The organism is Sphaerospermopsis sp. FACHB-1094, assembly GCF_014696195.1.
Lineage (GTDB): Bacteria > Cyanobacteriota > Cyanobacteriia > Cyanobacteriales > Nostocaceae > Sphaerospermopsis > Sphaerospermopsis kisseleviana.
Genome location: NZ_JACJPT010000054.1, coordinates 1 through 20,424 on the forward strand (window position 1 = coordinate 1; position 20,424 = coordinate 20,424).

21 protein-coding genes are annotated in these 20,424 nt (G+C 39.1%); all 21 read right to left on the reverse strand.

Going from position 1 to position 20,424, the window contains the following annotated elements:
* Nucleotides 1–362 precede the first annotated feature (362 nt).
* A complete protein-coding gene (locus tag H6F47_RS16480) occupies nt 363–1,181 on the reverse strand; it encodes a TylF/MycF/NovP-related O-methyltransferase (protein WP_190650070.1) in 819 nt (272 codons plus the stop codon).
* Between the two features lie 370 nt (nt 1,182–1,551).
* Nucleotides 1,552–2,724, reverse strand: coding sequence for a glycosyltransferase family 4 protein (locus tag H6F47_RS16485; protein WP_190650072.1), 1,173 nt, complete (start codon nt 2,722–2,724; stop codon nt 1,552–1,554).
* Nucleotides 2,724–3,677, reverse strand: a complete 954-nt coding sequence (locus H6F47_RS16490) for a glycosyltransferase family A protein (RefSeq protein WP_190650074.1) — start codon at nt 3,675–3,677, stop codon at nt 2,724–2,726. The genes H6F47_RS16485 and H6F47_RS16490 overlap by 1 nt, the downstream gene beginning before the upstream one ends.
* Before the next feature lie 50 nt (nt 3,678–3,727).
* Nucleotides 3,728–4,189 carry a hypothetical protein gene (locus H6F47_RS16495; RefSeq protein WP_190650076.1) on the reverse strand — a complete coding sequence of 154 codons (462 nt, stop codon included), beginning with the start codon at nt 4,187–4,189 and terminating at the stop codon, nt 3,728–3,730.
* A 175-nt stretch (nt 4,190–4,364) separates the two neighbouring features.
* Nucleotides 4,365–4,559: a hypothetical protein gene (locus H6F47_RS16500; RefSeq protein ID WP_190650078.1), complete on the reverse strand. Its 195-nt coding sequence runs from the start codon at nt 4,557–4,559 to the stop codon at nt 4,365–4,367.
* Between the two features lie 310 nt (nt 4,560–4,869).
* Nucleotides 4,870–5,445, reverse strand: a complete 576-nt coding sequence (locus tag H6F47_RS16505; RefSeq protein ID WP_190650079.1) for a class I SAM-dependent methyltransferase — start codon at nt 5,443–5,445, stop codon at nt 4,870–4,872.
* 101 nt (nt 5,446–5,546) lie between these two features.
* Complete coding sequence (locus tag H6F47_RS16510) at nt 5,547–5,900, reverse strand: hypothetical protein (protein ID WP_190650080.1); 354 nt, start codon at nt 5,898–5,900, stop codon at nt 5,547–5,549.
* Between the two features lie 57 nt (nt 5,901–5,957).
* Entirely contained in the window at nt 5,958–6,509 is a 552-nt protein-coding gene (locus H6F47_RS16515; protein WP_190650081.1) for a hypothetical protein, read from the reverse strand.
* A 14-nt stretch (nt 6,510–6,523) separates the two neighbouring features.
* Nucleotides 6,524–8,149, reverse strand: coding sequence for a hypothetical protein (locus H6F47_RS16520; RefSeq protein WP_190650082.1), 1,626 nt, complete (start codon nt 8,147–8,149; stop codon nt 6,524–6,526).
* On the reverse strand, nt 8,150–9,109 hold the full coding sequence (locus H6F47_RS16525; protein ID WP_190650083.1) for a glycosyltransferase family 2 protein: 960 nt from the start codon (nt 9,107–9,109) through the stop codon (nt 8,150–8,152).
* A 54-nt stretch (nt 9,110–9,163) separates the two neighbouring features.
* Nucleotides 9,164–9,877: a hypothetical protein gene (locus tag H6F47_RS16530; protein WP_190650084.1), complete on the reverse strand. Its 714-nt coding sequence runs from the start codon at nt 9,875–9,877 to the stop codon at nt 9,164–9,166.
* A gap of 274 nt (nt 9,878–10,151) precedes the next feature.
* On the reverse strand, nt 10,152–10,874 hold the full coding sequence (locus H6F47_RS16535) for an FkbM family methyltransferase (RefSeq protein WP_190650085.1): 723 nt from the start codon (nt 10,872–10,874) through the stop codon (nt 10,152–10,154).
* 4 nt (nt 10,875–10,878) lie between these two features.
* Nucleotides 10,879–11,712 carry an FkbM family methyltransferase gene (locus H6F47_RS16540; protein WP_190650086.1) on the reverse strand — a complete coding sequence of 278 codons (834 nt, stop codon included), beginning with the start codon at nt 11,710–11,712 and terminating at the stop codon, nt 10,879–10,881.
* A 6-nt stretch (nt 11,713–11,718) separates the two neighbouring features.
* The gene (locus tag H6F47_RS16545; protein WP_190650087.1) at nt 11,719–12,693 is read right to left on the reverse strand and encodes a glycosyltransferase family 10; all 975 of its coding nucleotides are present in this window, start codon (nt 12,691–12,693) and stop codon (nt 11,719–11,721) included.
* Nucleotides 12,680–13,702: a galactosyltransferase-related protein gene (locus H6F47_RS16550; RefSeq protein WP_190650088.1), complete on the reverse strand. Its 1,023-nt coding sequence runs from the start codon at nt 13,700–13,702 to the stop codon at nt 12,680–12,682. The genes H6F47_RS16545 and H6F47_RS16550 overlap by 14 nt, the downstream gene beginning before the upstream one ends.
* Before the next feature lie 3 nt (nt 13,703–13,705).
* Complete coding sequence (locus H6F47_RS16555; protein WP_190650089.1) at nt 13,706–14,296, reverse strand: acyltransferase; 591 nt, start codon at nt 14,294–14,296, stop codon at nt 13,706–13,708.
* 3 nt (nt 14,297–14,299) lie between these two features.
* Nucleotides 14,300–15,457: a glycosyltransferase family 4 protein gene (locus H6F47_RS16560; RefSeq protein ID WP_190650090.1), complete on the reverse strand. Its 1,158-nt coding sequence runs from the start codon at nt 15,455–15,457 to the stop codon at nt 14,300–14,302.
* A gap of 411 nt (nt 15,458–15,868) precedes the next feature.
* Nucleotides 15,869–16,657, reverse strand: coding sequence for an FkbM family methyltransferase (locus H6F47_RS16565; protein ID WP_190650091.1), 789 nt, complete (start codon nt 16,655–16,657; stop codon nt 15,869–15,871).
* Nucleotides 16,658–16,772: 115 nt separating this feature from the next.
* A complete protein-coding gene (locus tag H6F47_RS16570) occupies nt 16,773–18,095 on the reverse strand; it encodes a glycosyltransferase family 4 protein (protein WP_190650092.1) in 1,323 nt (440 codons plus the stop codon).
* Nucleotides 18,096–18,125: 30 nt separating this feature from the next.
* Nucleotides 18,126–19,058, reverse strand: coding sequence for a class I SAM-dependent methyltransferase (locus H6F47_RS16575; RefSeq protein ID WP_190348100.1), 933 nt, complete (start codon nt 19,056–19,058; stop codon nt 18,126–18,128).
* A 39-nt stretch (nt 19,059–19,097) separates the two neighbouring features.
* Entirely contained in the window at nt 19,098–20,405 is a 1,308-nt protein-coding gene (locus tag H6F47_RS16580; RefSeq protein WP_206755151.1) for a glycosyltransferase family 4 protein, read from the reverse strand.
* Nucleotides 20,406–20,424: the final 19 nt, after the last annotated feature.

The following is a 20,424-nucleotide window of genomic DNA, read 5'->3' on the forward strand; positions in this document are numbered from 1 at the left end:
CGGTTAACAAATTCCTCTGAATTACCAACTTCACATAAAAACCCATTTTCTCCAGATTTTATATAATCTTTCATTCCTCCTTGATTACTGGCTACTACACAAAGACCCCTTGACAAGGCCTCTAATGAGGTTTTCCCTGCTCCTTCTATGAAGGAGGGAAAAATAAAAATTCCAGATGAATCATATAAAGCAATAAGTTTTGGTTCTTCGGTACTTTTTATGGAGAACCCAGTTCAAAATCATTGAAAGCCTTATTGTGTCGGCATTTCATTGAAAATATTGGGCATAATTGTTTATAATCCTTACCCCGTAAGGGTTTTGTTGTTATCAATCCTCAATTACCATAAAATCTACGCAAGAACCTAAGTTTTTCTTGGGGTTGCCAATCTAGAACAGTCATTTTTTATGGCTAGACGACCTGTATAATCTATACGATTTAAAAGAATATGAATATTTTTGGATTTGAAATATTCATCAACAGCTTTTCTGGCTCCTTGCCAATGTCCGTAATCATCTATAATCAGTATTCCGTTGGGAGACAGCAAAGGAAACAAATACTCTAATTCTTTTTTCGTCGATTCATACCAATCTGTATCTAGACGAAGTAGTGATATCGATGAAGGTAAATTTAGTGGAAGAGTATCTTCAACTTTGCCTTTAACAAACACAAACTTGTCAGTTGGGTAACCAGTGGAATAACAATTCTCAGTTACAGTTCCCAGAGGAGAGTAACACCAATTAGAGGAACTATCTGTAATTTTTGTTTGAGAAAATTTCTTAATTGCATCCCCACCATCAAATGTTTTATCAAATCCTGTTGGGGAACTCATACCTTCAAACGTATCATATAGGTGAATTTTCTTGTATATACTTCCCATTTCTTTCATTTTTAATGCCATTGCCATAGCAGATCCTCCTTTCCAAACGCCACATTCAACCATATCACCGTCAATTTCATTGGAAATAATGTACTCAGTGGCTTTTATCAAGGCATTTAACCTTTCAACGCTTGTCATAGTGTAAGGTTTAACTTTATTACAAATACTAATAGTACATGGATCAAAATCTACGGGGAATTGAAGTATATTTGGGTCTTGATATTTTACAATATCTAATCCAAACTTGTTTATACCACGGAGTAGTTGTTTTTTTGCAAAGTTTTTTATTTTTTTGATAGTCATACTTCAAATGTGATGAACTTGGTTAAGTTGTTATTATATTTTGGGAAAGCTTCTGTGTAATTAGGGTTTGCTGAATAAACCTAAAACCTTGATATATCAAAGGTTAGAGGCTGATAAACACAGAAATTAGTGCAAGGGTTTTGAAGGGTATACCGGAAAAAGTGTGCATTTTTTGGGATTTCAAGAGATGGCAAAGAAATTTTCAAATCTTCTCCTGACTCCTGACTCCTGACTCCTGACTCCTATGCCCTCACGGAAAGACTTTCTCAGCAACCCCTAATTAAAGAGGTGCCAATAACCTACAATCCAGAGCGTTGATATAGCTCTGAGGATATCAATATGAAGAAGTTTATTCTTTTATTGCTTTGCCTTAACCATTTCTACTTATTTCTAATAGGATTTGGTAGTAGTCAACTGCTTTGTCAGCACAATTTTTCCATGTATAAGACCGTGAGTCAATTACAGCTTTTTCCCTCAAGCAAGTAGCAAACTCCAGATTTTCTAGCAAACACTCTATACGGTTAACAAATTCCTCTGAATTACCAACTTCACATAAAAACCCATTTTCTCCAGATTTTATATAATCTTTCATTCCTCCTTGATTACTGGCTACTACACAAAGACCCCTTGACAAAGCCTCTAATGAGGTTTTCCCTGCTCCTTCTATGAAGGAGGGAAAAATAAAAATTCCAGATGAATCATATAAAGCAATAAGTTTTTCTTGGGGTTGCCAATCTAGAAATACTACACGAGATAAAATCTGGGCATTGAGCAAGGATTTTAAATAATTATGGGAGTTAACAGGAGTAACCCATGTCATTGTGACATCGGGATTAGAAAGTAATATTTTGTTGATGATTGCAGCTAAGATGAGTGGTGCTTTAAAAAAAGCAGATTGCCCGACATAGAGAAGTTGCTGATGTCTTTCTAAGGAATATGATTGAGTCGGTGTATTGAAAAATGCTTCAGGAACTCCATGGTGTATGACTTTAATTTTATCCGCATCGATATTAAGCTTACTTACAAGACAGTGGCTATCATCTTCACAAGTAACAATGACACCATCGCAGTATTTAACCACCTCATGCCACTGACGCTGTAACAACTTACGTAAACCTGCCGTTAAGAACCCAGGAAAACGCGATTCTGGAACACCGAGTTTCTGATACCAGTAAGGTAACACTTCATCCACTCTTAACTCAACCCCATGACTGCGATTGATTACCAATCCTTTAAAGCCCCCCTGTTTTAAAGCCTTGGCGGCTAAATAAGCTTGAGGTTGACTCATTTGAATAACATCATAATCTTTTGTGGCGATCGCCTTCATAACAGCCCGGCGGTAGGCTCTAGGTTGCTCTAACAAGGAATGGAGATTACCGTGAGCAATGCGCCTGGGTCCTAAATCATCAGCCCAAATTTCATCTACCTCATGACCAATTTCTCTCAATGCTTGGTTGGTGTAATAAACTGTTCCTGCGGCTCCAGAGTTAGGATCGCAAGGAGTATCGGCAACTGTCAGAATGCGTAAAGAGGACTTCATCATCAATAGGGTATTGTGTGGACTTTAGCAAAGGGAAATTGCAGAATACTTTGCCCCAAACGGAACCATCCTTTCCAGTGCCAGGGACACAGACGTACTGTTTGCCATAGGTAGTTAACTGCTCGGCGATCGCCGTTGGTTAGTAATTGAGAACCCAAAAAATAGGCAGCTTGAGCAACAGCGAAGGGGTCGGGAGGATGTTTTGGCGATTTGTTGGCGAGGAGTTGGCTGCGTAGTTGTTTTGCTTCTTCTAGATAAACAGATTCTGATTGGCTGTTTAAACGGGCGGTTTTACACAGTTGACCCAGTTCTCCAAATCGAGATTGTATGGCACGATTAACACCGGAGGTAGAGTTAATCTCCCTGCGGTGAAGATATAGTATCTGGGACAGGCTGGCAAACTGGGCTTTTTCTGCTATCCTTAACCATAGATCTGAATCTTGAGCAAAATAGAAATCAGGGCGGTAACCACCGACGGCATTGTACACTGATTTGCGAAACAAAACACTACCATGGGCAGCCGGACCCTGGCGGCGATGAAGTAATTCCTGGGTGGCTATTTCAGGGCTTTCAGATCGTTGAATAATGGTCAGTGGCTCTCCTTCGGGTCCGATATATTGGGTAGAGCAGGAAACCATACCAATCTGTGGACTACTTTGGATTTTAGCCAATTGCAGTTCCAGACGTTGCGGGTAGGAGTAATCATCAGCATCCTGACGGGCAATGAATTCACCTTGGGCTTGGTTACACCCCCGGATTAAGGCCTGGGTTAGCCCAGTATTTTCTTGGTGAATCACTTTTATTCGTGAGTCCTGACTGGCTAGGCGATCTAAAATTGTTCCTGTTTCATCTGTTGAACCGTCGTTGATGATAATGAATTCAAAATCTGTGAAGGTTTGGTTCAAAATACTGTCTACTGAGGTTTTAACCCTCTGAGCATCGTTATAGACGCTCATAACAACGGAAATGATAGGCATACAGAAAGATTTTGATTTGGCTGAGTTTCTTAGCGGGGGGAAAACCGTAACCATAGGACTGTGAGAATGACTCCTAAACCAGCCCCCCAATTACGTCCGGTTAATGCTCCCACTAAAATGGCATGGCGACTGGGGTTAGGTAATCGCCAGTTGCTCGGTTGCCATAGACCGGTTTGATATGCTGTGTGGGCAATTAACCCTCCCAAACCTATACCAGTGCCAGTGATTGTAGCCACTAATACTAATCCTAACAATAGTTGAACCAGTGAAAGGGGCTGTCTCCTGCGGAGGCTGTGGGATGCTGTTAATATTGCGCCCACAAACAGACCAAACCGGAGTCCCCAATCTTGATGTTCTTGGGGGATAACAATGTAATCATAGCTGAGGCGATATAAACCGTAACCCAGCACTCTACCACCGATGGCACCAAACAATCCGGCGACAAAGATAATGAATATATACACCCCAAGGCGGACTGACTTGCTGCTCATCTGATGTTCTTTTCTACTTGTATATTGTTTCGGCACGCTAGACAAGTGCGCGGCTTACTTACTGGTGTTTAGATGATCGCCCTCCACACCACCATCAGGCGATCACCATACCACTAATATCGCTAAATCTTTTGGTAATCACAATTTCATCTATCCGAGGAATCTTGTGTCAAAGTCATTCTTTAACAACGCAAAAACAAACACTGCCAGCACGATATAGTTTATCTAATTCCTTTTCTTGTTTAGTCCAGTTCATTTTTCTGGGAGCTAAAAGAGGCATACCTTGATGGATTTTATCTAGTTGAGATAATAAAAACTTAATCACTCGGGGATATCTACCCATACGCGATAACGCTTGGATTGTATCCATAGAATCCCAAAGCCGATCAACTCGTAGACATTCTACGGACGATATCAAGGAGATAAAGCCCCAAGGTGTCAAATGAAAGTAGGATTCATGAAAAGGTTCTCCCTGAGAAACTGTTCCTATATAGGGTTTGCTGAATAAACCTAAAACCTTGATGTATCAAAGGTTAGAGGCTGATAAACACAGAAATTAGTGCAAGGGTTTTGAAGGGTATACCGGAAAAAGTGTGCATTTTTTGGGATTTCAAGAGATGGCAAAGAAATTTTCAAATCTCCTCCTGACTCCTGACTCCTGACTCCTGACTCCTATGCCCTCACGGAAAGACTTTCTCAGCAACCCCTATATATATTCCACCTGGTTTAAGAACTCTGGCAATTTCGTGAATAACAACATAGGGATTGTGTAAGTGTTCAAGAACTGCGTATGAAAGAACGCAATCGAAGGAGGAAGATGCAAAGGGAATGGCGTGAGCGTCTCCTAAAAAGTCGGCAGAAGTGTTTGTATAATCAATGCCAACATATTGGTGTCCAAGGTATTCAACTGGAATAGCTTGATCCCGTGGGCCACATCCTAAATCAAGGATTCTACCCTTTGAATGAAGATGAGACGCAATCACAGACATCAGTTCCCTGGAATCTCTCTGTGCGTTAGGTCCACTATAGGTAATTTCAGGCCGACTTTGTATCTTATCCCATGAGGCTTGGATATCAAAGATTGGAAGTCGAGGAAAACTAAGTTGTAAATTTTTCGGAGATTTGGGCTTAAGATTTTGACGACTACCTATAAATCCGCAGACTTGACAGCTAACAGAGCCTGAAGATAAAAAGATATCGGATAAACAATCTGGGCATCTTATGATCTCAAGATACCATGGATTTTGTTCTAGCATTGGGTTTTAACAGGGTGTTGGAAAATTTCTAGGCAGTAAAAATTGCGGAGGGACTAAATTTTAGGATTTAAATTCACTTGATAAATAAATTGTTTCTCACTTTATCCTCGATAAATGAATGTAGCAATCGATCCTCCATCCAATTCATGAATTAGCTCAATTTGATTGAGCTTGCTGTCGGTAAAAATTTTAGTTTGATTATAATGTAAATCAGGAATTTGTTTATATGTTTGCCAGTCCTGCATAACAATCAGAGTTTTGTTTTTTACAAAACTAGGACTAAATACATTCCACCAACCATCATTTACCAATAGAGTTCGACCACAGTCAACAATTATCATTTCTATCGGAGATGCAATATTCCAATCTACATTGTCTATATGTTCGTTTCCATCGTAATTGCATAACTTTTTTTGATTGATGATAAGTCTATTGTCAATTCCGAAGACTTGCATATAATGAGTAAATAATTGTTTAAAAGATTCATGATTTTTTGGCTTAGGAATAGGAATTTAAACGTCAATTAGCCATTTATCCATCCACGAGCTACGCCAAATAAAATCATCATAAACATCAATTTTTTGTGACTTGAAATTGGGATTATTGAGCAAACTCGAAACTAAATAATATGTTGATAAGCCAAGCCAAGGTCCAAGTTCTATGATTGACCCAAATCCAGAATAAAACCGCCCTAAATATAAGTAATACTGTTTTTCCGAAAGAGTAATCATTCCTGGAATTTTAACATCTTGTTTTAAAGATGTTGAATGCCATGGAGCATTCCTATCGAGAATTGATATTGAAAGTTTTTCGTCTTCATTGTATGATTGTATTACAGGTAAATTTGATGATTTAAGAGGAGTTTGTTTTATCCTGATACTTTCTTGCAAACAAATCCGCAACGAGAGAATTAAGTTTTCAATACCACTAAGAGTTGCAAAGGGTAACATTTGAAGACAGTTAAGGATGATTCTTTTTGTGAAGCGAACACATATATATCGTATCCGCTTGATTAACCCTATGAATTTCTTGTGAATCAGCAATAGTTTACTTGATGTTAGCATAATTCTTACTCCTATTATGTAACGCTGAAAATACCATCATTTTTTCCCCCAAACAAATCTGGGGATAGGACTTTATGGATATCCACAGTTGCTGGATGATCTTCATATCTAAGCCAACCAGGTCCAGGTCGGGGTATTGACCAACCTTGGAACCATTGAGGATTTGTGCCGGGGTGAGGATATTCCTGGGGTAATGTAATCATTTTATTATTGCGAACTGTGACCTGGGGATGCCAAGGAGGATTATTCATCCCTTCCACGGCAAAGAGATTTTCTTCCACCCATACATCTTTAACAGGTGGACCCCAATAGGCAAGATAACGCCCAACAAAGGTATTATTGCGAATCTGAATATTTTGAATCGGGCTTTGATTATTGGGCGAACCGGGTTTATACCAAGGATTGAGTAACTTGACTTGGGAGCCATTGACCCCACCAGCAGGATGCAGGAATCGGTTATTTTCTACTAAAACTGGCCCGGTTAAAACTGGACTTAATCCTAGGTTTTGTTCAAAGTCGTAAACTAGGTTGTGATGAAAATGAACTTTTTCAGCAGGTCCATCCATTTCGATCGCATCATCCGTACCATACATTAAAAGATTACCATAGATATTTGCCCCATTCTGCCCGGGTTTATCCAGATGGGGGGAAATCTGCAAGGCATCACCACCGTGGCTAACCACATTATGACGAATCACTAAATTAGGAAAACTTGCAGAAATCAGTGTAGAGTTTGAGTAGTGAGCGTATACTTCATTCCAGGAAAGCCAATTCTTTAGCCAGTTGTATTGGGGATAATTATGGTAAAGGTTATATTCAACTACCAGATGGGATGGTACATTGATGTGAGGTGAAGCACTAATTCCTGTGCCAGCGCCTGTGAGCAGAGTATTTCTAATAGTAATGTAACCACTATCCCACAGCAAAAAGCCAGAACCAACGCCAAGTTCTAACCGTAGACCGTCAAAAACTAGATGTTGTGCCTCTAGCCAAATATTCGCCACCCGACTATTGCCCCACTCTCGCGGTGACGGAATTTCTCGATGAAATACTAGCTTTTGATTATTTGGTATTTCTCCATGGGGTAGAAAAAGATAAAAACGCTTTGTTTCCCTATCGTAGGTAAAAGCACCGTAGGAGTTGGGTTGACTTACTAAGGTTTTCAGTCTTTCTATTCCCCCCCAGCGAACATCATAAAGAACACTGCCGTTATACAGGGCATAGTAGATAGGCCAAGGGGTCTGGGTTGAATATAGTCCATTGCCATGCGATCGCCAGGTTAGATATTGGGTTACCTGTGGTGGAACAGCATTAGTGATGGTTACTGTTCCCGGTTGTTGGGCGCGAAAGGTAATGGGGCGATTGGGTGTTCCCCCACGGCGAACCCGCAGGTCTTCCCGATAGATACCGGGTAAAATAACTACCTCTTCTCCCGGTGTGGCCATATTCGCAGCCCGTTGTATAGTTTTAACAGCCCTTTGGGGACTGTTGCCTAGATTCCAGTCAGATCCCTGGGGAGAAACGTAAATTTTACCCTGGCGCAACCAAGGGGTTGGGGGTTGCCATAGATTGATGGCGGCTAAGAGGGTGCTAATTATTAGCAGGATGTCCCGCGGATAGTTTTTTATATTTTCCGACATCTAACGGCTTTTTTTCAAGGCTTCTGTCCAGGTTACTGCTCTTGGCCAACCCAAAACTTTTGTTAACGCTTTGAAGGTTCTAATTTCCCAATGTGCATGGTGGGTAGCAACCATCTCAGTGGCAAAGCTGAGGGCTTCCTTAGCTTCTGCTATCAGTTGTCGTTCGCCGCATAGTCGAGCAATCCAGAACATTTTACGAGAAAATTGTTCTAGATAACTCCAATCAGTTAAGCCCTGGGATTTCATCCGCAGCCAAATCGATTTATGGGCCCGGAAGAAATCACGGGTGAAGACTGGGGTAAATCCTGTTTTCATCCCACTGGAGCGATCGCCGTCATGATCACGGACTAAAGCTAATGGTTCAGAAACTTGTGCTATTTTAATATCTAACATTCCCGCTCGCAGGTCGTGTTCCCAGTCTTCCATACAACAGAAGTTTTCCCATCTTTCCATGCGAGAATATAAACGACTGCGCCAAAGAGGAGAGATGGTGTGCCAACCACGGTGGATCAAAAAATCTGGAAAAATCCGTTCTATTTCCTCTGCTGTTCTCGCCCAAGTTTTTGTTTCCCCCGTTACCATGTTAGTCCGCAGGGTTTGGCAATAAGCAACTTCTGACTCTGGATTGTTTTGCAAGGCTTTAACTTGTAGTTCAATCTTTGTTGGCAGTAATAGGTCATCAGAATCAAGGTATTGGATAAATTCTCCTGCGGAGTGGGATAGCCCTGTGTTGCGAGCAATGGCTGGACCAGAGTTGTTCTGATAAACATACCGAATATAATGGGGATATAGTGATGCCAATTCCTTAACTACTTGGGCAGTATTGTCAGTAGAACCATCATCAACAACCACTAACTCTATTGACTTGTAGGTTTGCTTCAAGACTGACTCAATGCACTCTCGAATCATCCTTTCCCGATTGAAAACAGGAATAATTATACTGACAAGTAAAGGTTTCATGACTTAATCTTAGGGTTTAGGAGGGTTTTGACTTTATGTTGACCTTTTTTATATCTAAACAAAAAAACCATCAGCCCTAAACCAGTGTGGTAAACAAACAGACCAGAAAGGTTGATAAAGGACAAGTCCACGGTTTAACATACCAGCAACATAACTCATGGAACTTTTTGCCATCACTAGGCAGTCAGCGTAAGCTAAATGATCCATAACGGAAAACACATTCATGTCAACAAAAAGTCTTACGTCCTCATCCTCAAGAATCTTTAAGTCATCATCATCGGAGTAGGAAAATATGTAAAATCTAGGACGGGCTTTTCTAAAGTAAAAACGTAGATGATTAATTAATGCCTGGATACACTGGCTTGAGGTATAACGCTCAGTCCACCTATTGATAGTAACATCTCCTCGCCTCATATGTATTGCAATATTGAAGTCAAATGGGGAGTAAACAAGTTGTGGATTTCTCCTCAAGAAAAAATGATTCCTTATATTGTCCAAAACATCTACAAATTCTTGAGGGTTTCCATCACTATAGCCATGGCAGTATAAAACACGTATATTTAGATCGTTTTTACTGGTAATAGCTTCATAAATTTTATCAACAATTGAATGATAATTGTCTACAAATAAATAGTCTTGATTATTTAATCTAGGACTGTATAGATTAGTAAGGTCTAGATAATTTTCCCACTTTGCTTCCCAAAGAGGATCATTGTTATAGTTATGCTCAACTTTAATCAGTGGCGTATGATGATATCTTATACCCATACTATTAGCAAAAACTATCGTTGAGATACAAGCATGAAGTTGTGCGCCGCCTCCGTCTCTTTTTCCCGCACAAGTTATACTTATTTTTGCTTTTTCATCTAGGGCGCTTTTTTTAATGTATTCAAGTTTTTGACTGTTTTTTTTTGCTTCTTAAACCATTAATATGCCGGAGATATTGTTGAAATAATCCGGATTTTTCTAGATTAGAAAAACGGTTTTTTGTTAGCCTATTTAATAGCATAAATTTCATCGAATAAATCAGAAGTGGTTTTAGTCAATGACGTCCAAATAAAATATCAGCTTGTAATGGGTTTCCTTTAGAATCAAAACAAAAGCCATCCATCAAAATAGGCTGAAAATCAAATAATCTTAGATAATCGACAATTTCTGTCCAAATAGGAGCACCTTCGTATAGTGGGATGAATTGAATTTCGCTAACAATGTATTCAACATCCTTAATTCTTTCACCACATCCTCTTAATGCATATAGCTCAAATCCTTGAATATCAAGTTTAAGTAATTTAACATCCTTAATATCATGCTCATCAAGATAAGAATCTAAGCGAATGACATCAACATAGTACTTTTTATGTTCGGAAAAATCAATATGACTCCAACCTTTTTTGGTTGCCTCAGCCGTGGGTAAAAAGGAACTGGAAGGATGAAATTTACTCACTATAAACTCTCGCTTTTCATTATTTTCACCAACTCCAACCCCGACAACATGGCAACGTGGTTTTCCTAAGTTTCGCCCAAAAAGCGTTGCTTTATTCTTGAGTTCTAAATATAATTCTTGATTTGGCTCAAAGCAATGAACAGTAGCAAGGGGAGCGTGTAAAAGAATATTGCCAGCAAATCCTCCTCTATTTGCGCCCACATCTAAAATCACACATTCTTTACTACCAAAATCAATCAAGTCTAGGACTGGCCTTGAAGGAACAAGATTTAATTTAAATTTTTGTTTAATCTTGCGGATATAGTATTTAATCAGATCCATAATTTTATTTGCAGATGATGTTCAATAGATAAAAATCATTACAACCAATAGTTGTTATTTTCACATAACCATATTGTTGCAGATAACAGGAAACAGATTTGTCAGAGCCACCAGAGTTGTCCTCTATGACTAGTAAATTTGGCTTGTATTTAGAAAAATTAATTCCTTTTAAAACATCTATTTCTACTCCCTCAACATCAATACTTATAAAGTCAATATTGTCTATTTCATACTCTTTCAAAATGCTATCCAAGTTACGTGAAGGGACATCCACTGTTGTGATTATTCCTTTTTCGGATTTAATTCTCTGTAATTGCTTATCATTTGCTGATACAAAGCTTAGAGTGTCAACCCCCCCATTACCTGTAACCACAGAGAAATTAATATTACCACCGTCTGTTGATCCTAATGCTGTATGGAGGGTAATAGAATTAGGTCGATTGACTTTACACTGTTTAGCTAATTCAGGATGGGCTTCAACTAAGATTCCCTTCCAACCAATTTTCTCAAAAAAGTAACTATTACTTAATCTAATTCCGTCATAAGCGCCAATCTCAATAAAAAAGCCATCAAGTTTAAAGTCAAGCAGTTGCCATATATATAGTTCTTCTCCATGTTGAGAATAAGTTGAAAGCTGACTGCAAAAATTTGGTACTCGAGCGCGAGCCTCAGCAAGACAAGCAATACGACTAAGATTAATACACTGCTTTTCTTGTTTGAGTAATTTAGACTCTATCTGGAATACTCTCAGGTAAGTATCTCGTATCTTGCTATACAGCCCAACAAATAGAATTGCTAGAGCAGTTATTAAAAAAAGGAAAAGTATAATAATTGGCATATTCATTTAATTTAAATTGATTTGGATATTTTCCCACAATTGGCGGCTTTTTAGGGTAATTTTGTACCGTAAATACGATTCTCGATTTAGATAGCGCTGACTTGAATTTAGAAGATTTAATGGAATTTGAGAAGATAAACGTGAGAGTAAACCCTGATGATTATGCCAATTCTCTCGAATAGCCTTAAGTTTGTTTTCAATCAGAAATGGATACATTTCATCGTAAAGATTGGGAGATAAGTTATCTAAAATTGATATTAGTTCCTCTTTGGTGTTGAAAGTCAGTATCCCTTTTGGATTAAACAATTCAGAAATCTCAGGACAACCATAATAAATGGGAACAGTCTCTAAAAGCAGGCAATCAACAAGTTTTTCAGAAAAGTAATAATTACTAGCCACATTTTCCATGGCAATGGAAAAATAATAAGGGGCGATCGCCTCTCGTTTCCCTGGTACAGGATTAATTGATTTACCAAAGCACTCAACATTATTTGCAGTTAAACACAGATCGGCGATTTCTCGACGAAATTTATAAGCCCCATCATCGGGATGAGCTAAACTCCCCATAAATGATATTAATTTTGATTTTGGTGGATGATCGGCTAAAATCTGTTCTGAGTCTATCTCATTTGTAATGCCTAGCCAGTTGGTTCCAAATATTAGAGGTTTAAAAGGCTTTCCCAAATCCAGTAAGTGTTGTTGGTGTGTGAAGACAATGGGAAACCTGCGGACAATTTGGGCAATATGCTGGTAAGAATAATCAATTGGACTTTCTGTTAACATAGCAATGCGCCGATCTCTTGGATAGCGAAATACTTCATTGGATAAGACTGCCTTGCTTGCAAAAAGTCCCAGAACAAACTCCTGACCAATTTTTAAACTCGGTTCAAAAATGAAGTTAAAAGTTTGGTCTTGGAACCTGACGGTAATCGAGTCTTGACTTACCTGCTCGCCATATACATCAATGTTATAGCATTTCATTTTTTTGCTTGAGTGTATTAATCCGAACCTGAGATGAACAGGTCATTTTTTGAACAAGAATTTGATTATTGCGATCGCCGTTGGCTTTTTTGGGAGCGGAGGGGTGCCAAAGGTGAATGAAAGGCAACCACCCCCCTTCAGATATTTTACAAGTGCGTAAACGATCTAAAAATTCAGTGTCTTCTCCCCCCCATCCCCAAAAGTCTTGATCATGTCCACCAATGTCCCAGTAAGTAGATTTGTGTAATGCTAGAGGGGTAGGAGTATTTTCAACTATTTTCTCTACATTTATGCCAGATACCAATTCCTGGGCATTAACTATATGTTCAGTTGACTGACTATCAACATAAAAAATTAATCGTGCTAACCTGGCACTAGAAATTTTACCTAAAACTTGATTACATTCAATGACAAAATTAATTGGAACAACAAAGTCAGCATCTAAAATAATTAGTTTTTCAGATTTAGCTTCTCTAGCCGCTTTATTCAGTGCGGAACTCTTATTAAACCCCTTCTCAGGTTGCGGGTTGACTTGATGAAAATAACGAACATCAGTGGGCAACTTATTTGTCAACAGAGGTTCGGGGGATTGTTCAACAACAATGATTTCGTAATCAACATCAACTTGGGCACGGGCTGAGGCTAAAGCCAATTCAAATTGCGGAAAACGCTCTATACCGCCAACAACAAATAAAATTGAACAATCTGGCTTGTTTGATAAATTACTTTTAGATTCAAAGTTGAGTTTTACAGGATATAGTTGTAAAACGTGCTGTAGAATACCTAACCCCACCCCGGGAAAAACCCGTGAAACTGTTAGCTGGGAAGAAAATTGCCACTGACAAATTCGCCCCCCGGTAATTAGATCAGGTTGCAAAACTTCAGAACGATTACACAGATCCAACCAGCTTAAACCCAGCAATTGGGCTAATTTAGGGGATCTTAATACTAACTCCGTTTGCCAGCGCTCGTTCAGCCAACATCCTAACTGCTCTTTTAATGTTACCATCGGTTATCTGTCTCCTAGTTTTTTGGCAGGGACTCCACCCCAGATTTCGTAGTCAGGAATATCATGATTAACAACTGCATTGGCAGCGACTACAGCACCATTGCCAATAGTAACCCCTGGCAACACGGTTACACCAGATCCTAACCAGACATCATTCCCTAGGATTACACCAGTACGGTTTTGATCTGATGGTTGGACTTTAATCGGTAAACTCCTGTGTTTTTGATGATTACTGGCAACTAATGTACAGAATTGGCTGATCAGACAGTCTTCCCCAATCTGGATGTCACCACCCCCAGCTCGTAAATTATTGTACTGCCCAATCCAAGTGCGATCGCCAATGATAATATTGCCGTAGCCATTCAGGGGATCCCCAAATGCCAGTATATTTCCTTGACTGATGGTGACTTGTCCTGTAAGTTTTAGTCGTTGAGGTTCGTGATTGATCAAAATCACATCATTACTAATTTTCGCTTTGGGAAAAGCTTGACGTATTCGGTCGACCTTAGCCAAGTGAAAGCGACGTTCTCCTAAATCGCGGATTAACAGCGGATCGCGCAGTTGCCAGATTCCTTGAAACCAAGTTTTTAGCATTGGTTACTTAATAAGGTTCTCCATATATTTTTTCACTTGTTGAGCACCAGTCTGCCAGTTTAGAGATCGAGCAAATAGTTGATATGAAGAATGGACTAATTCTGTGTACTGTTCAGGATTGGAAGTAATCTTTATAATCCAGTTTGTAATTTCTTCAACCGAAGCATGAAGGGGGAACAGCTTACCATTTTGATTGTTTATGACTGCTGAACTCACTCCACCGACATCGTGCGCAATAGATGGAACTCCATAGGCGCTCGCTTCACAATAGACAATTCCAAAGGTTTCTGCCACTGAGAGCATTATAAAAAAGGTAGACTGCTGAAAAATGCGCTCAAATAATTCCTTGCCTTCAACCGTTGATTTATCTACGAAACCATGATTGATGATAAAAGGCTCAAATGGTAAAATTTTAGGGTCGATCCATCTAGCACCTAAAATATGGAGTTCAGCCGGATATCCTTGTCGATTAAGTGTACGGACAACTTCAACGACTTTATTGCCTCCTTTTCTCGACCAATCTGTTCCCATGTATAAAAACTTTAAAGGAGTCTCTAGGCGGGCGGAAATAATCGATTCAAAACTATCAAAGTTAGGGCTGCTCAGTAAGTTTGCTCCATAAGGAATTGTTTTGACTTTTGATGCATCTACACCGTAATGATTAATTGCGTTGTTTACTGCCCACTCTGAAGGGAAAATTAGTAAACTCGCTTTTTCATACGCCAACCTGTCCGCTTTTTCTGCTTTGATATAGGACTCTTTACATAAATTTTTGTACCAAGGGTAAAAGTTATAACAATTATTAAACGTTGCTTCACCCCAAATAACTAAAGGCGCGTTAATTTCAGTGTTTACTGAGGCAAAAGGTAGTGAATCAATGCTGAATATAATATCAGGCTTTATCTCTAAAAGTTTCGTTCTTACTTGATTCCAATACTGTCGAATAATCGGAGGTTCACGATCTCGCAAAAAACTTTGCTTTATGTATTTACGATAAACGTAATGCTTTGCCTTAATGCCAAAAGTTGCTTGCTCCTCTAACGGAGTGATGTAGTGAATATCACAACCAACACTCTGTAGTGATTGGGCGATATTATAGGGAATTCCAGAGTAAGCCTTGATATCTAAAGCATTGGGACGACTGACAAAAGCTAATTTCATATTTATTGCCTAAATCAAAAGAGAGAGCAAGTGAAGTTATAATCGAAACACCAATTATTTTTTCTTCAACCTCGTCCAGGTAAGGACTTGTAGTTTTTGAGGAACTCTGTTAGGCTGGAAGTATTGCCCTATAGTTATTTAAGCCTTTGCAGTAAAACTAGGGTTTTCAAGTTGGACAAGGTTTATACTAAAAAGACAGAAATCTTCAGAGAAGTTCATTTGGCTCTCCTAGACTATATATGACCATTTAACACTTAATCCTTAGTTAAATTCATTATGTATCAAGAGATTCAATAAAATCAAAATCAATTTTTATTAAATCTATTATTTTTGATTGATGGAATCGTTATACACTAATGGTTTTAACCGTTGTTTTTTATTAAATTACCATAGCCACTCTAGGATAGGCGTTTATTTTAAGACAAAAAATAAATCGGAATTGTTGCTATACATATGATAATTAGGACTAAACTTTTTTATTAATTTTAAGCAATCATGATACTTTAAATGCCTAAACTCGATAAGGAGCATTTGAGGAGGACACTGCTTTAGACTGATTTGTCTTGCAACTTGATAGTCATAACCTTCAACATCAATATGCAAGAAATCGATCTTTTGAGATTCATAATCATGCTTGGCAAGCAAATCGTTAAAAGACAATGCTTGTAATTTTTCTTTCTTAATATAAGGAGTAATTTTTTCCCCAAAGTGCTTTATTATATGCTCTTGAGAAAGACTACTTATTTGATCATAATACCAGGGGAGATCAAAAACTTCTTGAGCAGCAGGATTAACAACGTAGAAATCTACTGTTTTCGCTTTATCTGAAATAACGCTCTGCTCAAAAATCAAACCAGATCGCATTGAATAGTTTTTAATTAGTCTTTCGTATAACAGAGGAATAGGTTCAACTAGAATGCCCTTCCATTTACTCGATATACTGACAATTTCATAGATAGGATCTCCAGTTTTTCCATCATTTGATCCTATTTGAACAAAAAATACGTCTTTTTTGTCTTCGCTATATTTAATGATAACGTTTTTTATTTCTTTGTCTGAAATTTTTGGTATTTTTAGAAGCTCTACTAAATCAGTAGCAGATGCTTTTTTGGTTTTAAAAGCTCTGTACGCTTCTCTTAGCGAGAAAATGTAAGGGAAAATAATACTTGGGATGATAAAGCTAAACAGAGAAAATATCATATTTATTGAGTAATGGTTGCAAATATTTTGTTTTCATCAATATTATTCTTGATAAGCAATCTCTATTTTTTTTGCGAGTACGCACTTTTTTGTTCTTTGGTTATTTGCCACTTTGTTATAAGTTGAAATCTTCTAATTTAGATAATTCAAAAAAAACTTCTTGATGTTCTTCGTAAGCTTGCCAACTGTGGGGCCATTCTCCTCCTGCTCCCGTATTTGGGCAAGTTTTCCCCAGAAATTGACGAATATATTCACCTGTTGAGTTACCAAGCCATCGATCTAACCTAGATTGATCCCCTGTGGCATTTTTGCTGTTAACAACACTAACAGCCTTCAAAGGCATTGAAATGACAGACTGAAATACCTCGTTCCATTGTTTGATCGAGGCTTCCTCTGAATATCTTAGCCTTGCTAGATCCCAAGCATTCTGACGGATATTTTGCCAACACTCTGGATCTGAATATAGTGTAATCAATTGCTGGGTTGCTGTTTCCGTATCTCCGACATTAAAAAGCAGACAATTTTCTCTATTTTTGAGGGCATTTTCTAGACCGCTTCCTATATAACGAGAACTAACCACAGGTACCCCCATTGCCATTGCTTCCCAAATAACGATTGGGCCTGTTTCCCAACAGGATGGCATTAACAAGGCATCGGCCTGAAAATAGGCTTTTTCCCACAGTTCATGGGAAGGGACATGGCCTAAAAATGAAACCTCTCCTGAGTTAATGAATTGTGATAAACGATCACGTAGTCTGATTTCTTCAGGTCCAGTACCCACAATTTTCAAGTGGAAGGGAATCTGTTGACTGCTTAAGTTCTCCAGAATAGCGGGTAAGTCATGTACTCTTTTTTGTTGCTGCTCTAGTCTTCCGACAAAAATAATTTTAAATGTTTTTTCGGATTTGCGAGGGGTTAAAGGCCGAGTTGGCGCTCCACAGGGAGCGTAAAATACTGATGATTTATCTAGGCTAGAATAATCCTCTGCTAACTTACAAGCCAATTTATTTGTACAAACTACGGCATCCAGGGAATTTTTAAATAGTTTCATGTCGGCAAATAGGTCTTCCTGAATACCGTGACAGGTCATCACAATTTTAGCTTGAGTTTCACCCCGACTTCTGAGTTCTGCTGTAGCGGCGATCGCATCAGGAATATTAACCGTCACCACAATATCCGGTGAATATTCTTGAATTGCCCTTTGCACCGCCCACCGTCGTCCTTGGGGAGTTCCAGTTTTGCAGGTAATGGCGATCGCGCTTTCACAGGGATGAACTGCTAAATAGTCAGCGACTCGATGATACCGAGTCCCTTCTACTAGCCCCAAGGTAGTGCGCCACCCCAGTTGTTTTAGACCAGGTAACAGATAGTCTAACCAAGTTGCCAAGCCACTAAGGGTGTAAGCGGAGGGTGCAATAAAAAGAATGTGAGGATTCATACAAATATGCTAGTAATAATACATAAAGAGTTATTCTTTTCTCAACCAAAGGCTTGCCCCCGAATTTTTCAGACACAGTGGCATATATTCTTGTAATATTTCCGGGTAGCGAACTGCTAAAGCATTTCCCCAAAGCTTTATTTTGAAATTCTGGTTAAACATTAAGAGCGCACGCAATAAATATGCCTCATTCCACGACCGCCCTCCCCTGACCCATTCCTCTAAGTATTCAAATGGATAAAAAATATCATGAAAATGAATCCATACCCCCGATTTAAGCCTGGGAAGCACGTCAAAAACCAGAAAGTTAACATCACTTACCGCCTTGGAAACATGGGATGAGTCAATCAATAAAATATCTCCCGGTTGCAAACGCTCAAACAGTTCTAGATCCTGTTCTTGTACCTTCTCTTGAATAATTGTTATTCTTGACCTATCCGCGCTTCGCAAGTTTCTTATTAGGCGATCAGGGTAGGGTTCAATAAATATACAATTAATTGAGTTATCTAAAAACTGCTCATTGACATCTAGAATTAACGAAGATGAAAAACCAGACCCAACTTCTATCAAATTTTTTGGCTTTAAATACCTGAGTAGGGAGTAAAGTATAATTCCATCCGCATAAGTGAAAAAACCATTTTCATAAAAATAACGATTATTGTTGTCTGTGCGCTGATGTTCTGAGAATGGTATATCTTTATAAAAACGATTTGCTAAATCTTTTAGTAAAGAAATTTGCTCAGACCAGTAAAGCTCAATTCCGCCAATATCTTTTACCTGCGAAGGATCTATTCGATTATCGAAATAATTTATTAAGTCTTCATGATCTGGAATGGGAGAGTAGTAATGTCCCGGCAAAAATTCTTGTTGATATTTCCATTTTTCCAGTTCTTTTAACAGAAAATCTCTTTGTGCGATAAGACTACGAAATCCTGGCAACCTTTTAATAACTTGCTTAAGCATTTTGGCTATTTATATTAATTGTTTATGTTAAAGATTATATTATTCGGCAGTATCAAGGTCTTTCAAAACTTGGGAAATTTCCTCCAGCAAAGACTCAGAATGATGACGATAAAATAACGGCCACTCTTCTCCACCAGGGGGAATGGGTGACCCCAACAAAAACCTACGGAGGCGACGTAACCCGTCAATGACACTGGCTGGAATCCCCAACTGTTCTAATCTTCCAGTTGTGGTGGGAATTTTGGGTAAAGGAGACGAACTTAAAAGCGGAGGGCGAGCCATGACTTGTTCTAAAGTTATGTTCCAACTAGTGAGGGAATTTTCCCAAGTATAGGGCTGTCCATGCACTTGCCCATTGCTAGACAGGCGGTGTCGTAAATCACCATCCTCGGCTAAACGCTGAATTTGTTTAGCCGCGCCAGCCATATCTCCCACAGGGAAGGACAAACCGGTTTCGTTTTCTTTGACTAAACCTTCGGCGTAAAAGCCGACATAACGGGAAGTGACCGGGATTACACCGTGCATCAACGCTTCCACAATCACAATGCCAAAGGCTTCCGATGAGGATAGTAAAATCAGTACGTCAAGGTTGGGAAATATTTCTTGATAAACAACCAGGCGAGACAAAGCTCCGTGGAGTTTAACTTGGGGAGCTTTACCCAAAGCTTCATTGAGTTGAGCAAAACAAGATCCGTCCCCGACAATATCTAATTGATAATTTAGGTTCAGCTTTTCGAGTTCTTGATACAGGGTAATTAAATCCGGCGATCGCTTGTCAAGGGTGGTTAAGCGGCCAATATATCCTATGCGAATAGGCTTTGCATTTCCTGATGAGATTGGACGTTGTGAACTGCATTTTGGCTGATTAGCACCGTTGGGGATATGAGTCACTCTGTCTGATGCAAACCCTCCCCAGTTAATTAAAACTCGTTTGGTTAGCTCTCCAGGGCAAATTACTTGGTCAATCCCATCCCGGTAACTTCTGAGATCGGCAAGCATTGGCTCTAAGTTTCCCTGAGCATGAATTACTAAACGAGTATCTAGCCGTTTTTGCTTGCTGCGAATCCCAGCCTCATAAGCATCGGCGATTCCCAATGGAATCACTATGTCAGGTTTAACTCCTTCAATACAGCGCATTAATGCCTTAACTCTACCTTCTCGATTACAGCCCCGTCCATCGACTTCAATGGTTTTTAGCTGGGGATGAACAGCACGATAGCGCTCTGGTTGGTTAAACTGCTGTCCTCGCAATAACCCGACTAATACTTCAAATTGATGCGTTGTTAAATATTCATAAATTTCATCAAGCCATGTCTCCACGCCGCCTGCGATCGAACTAGTTGGCATCAAAAACAAGAACCGTTTG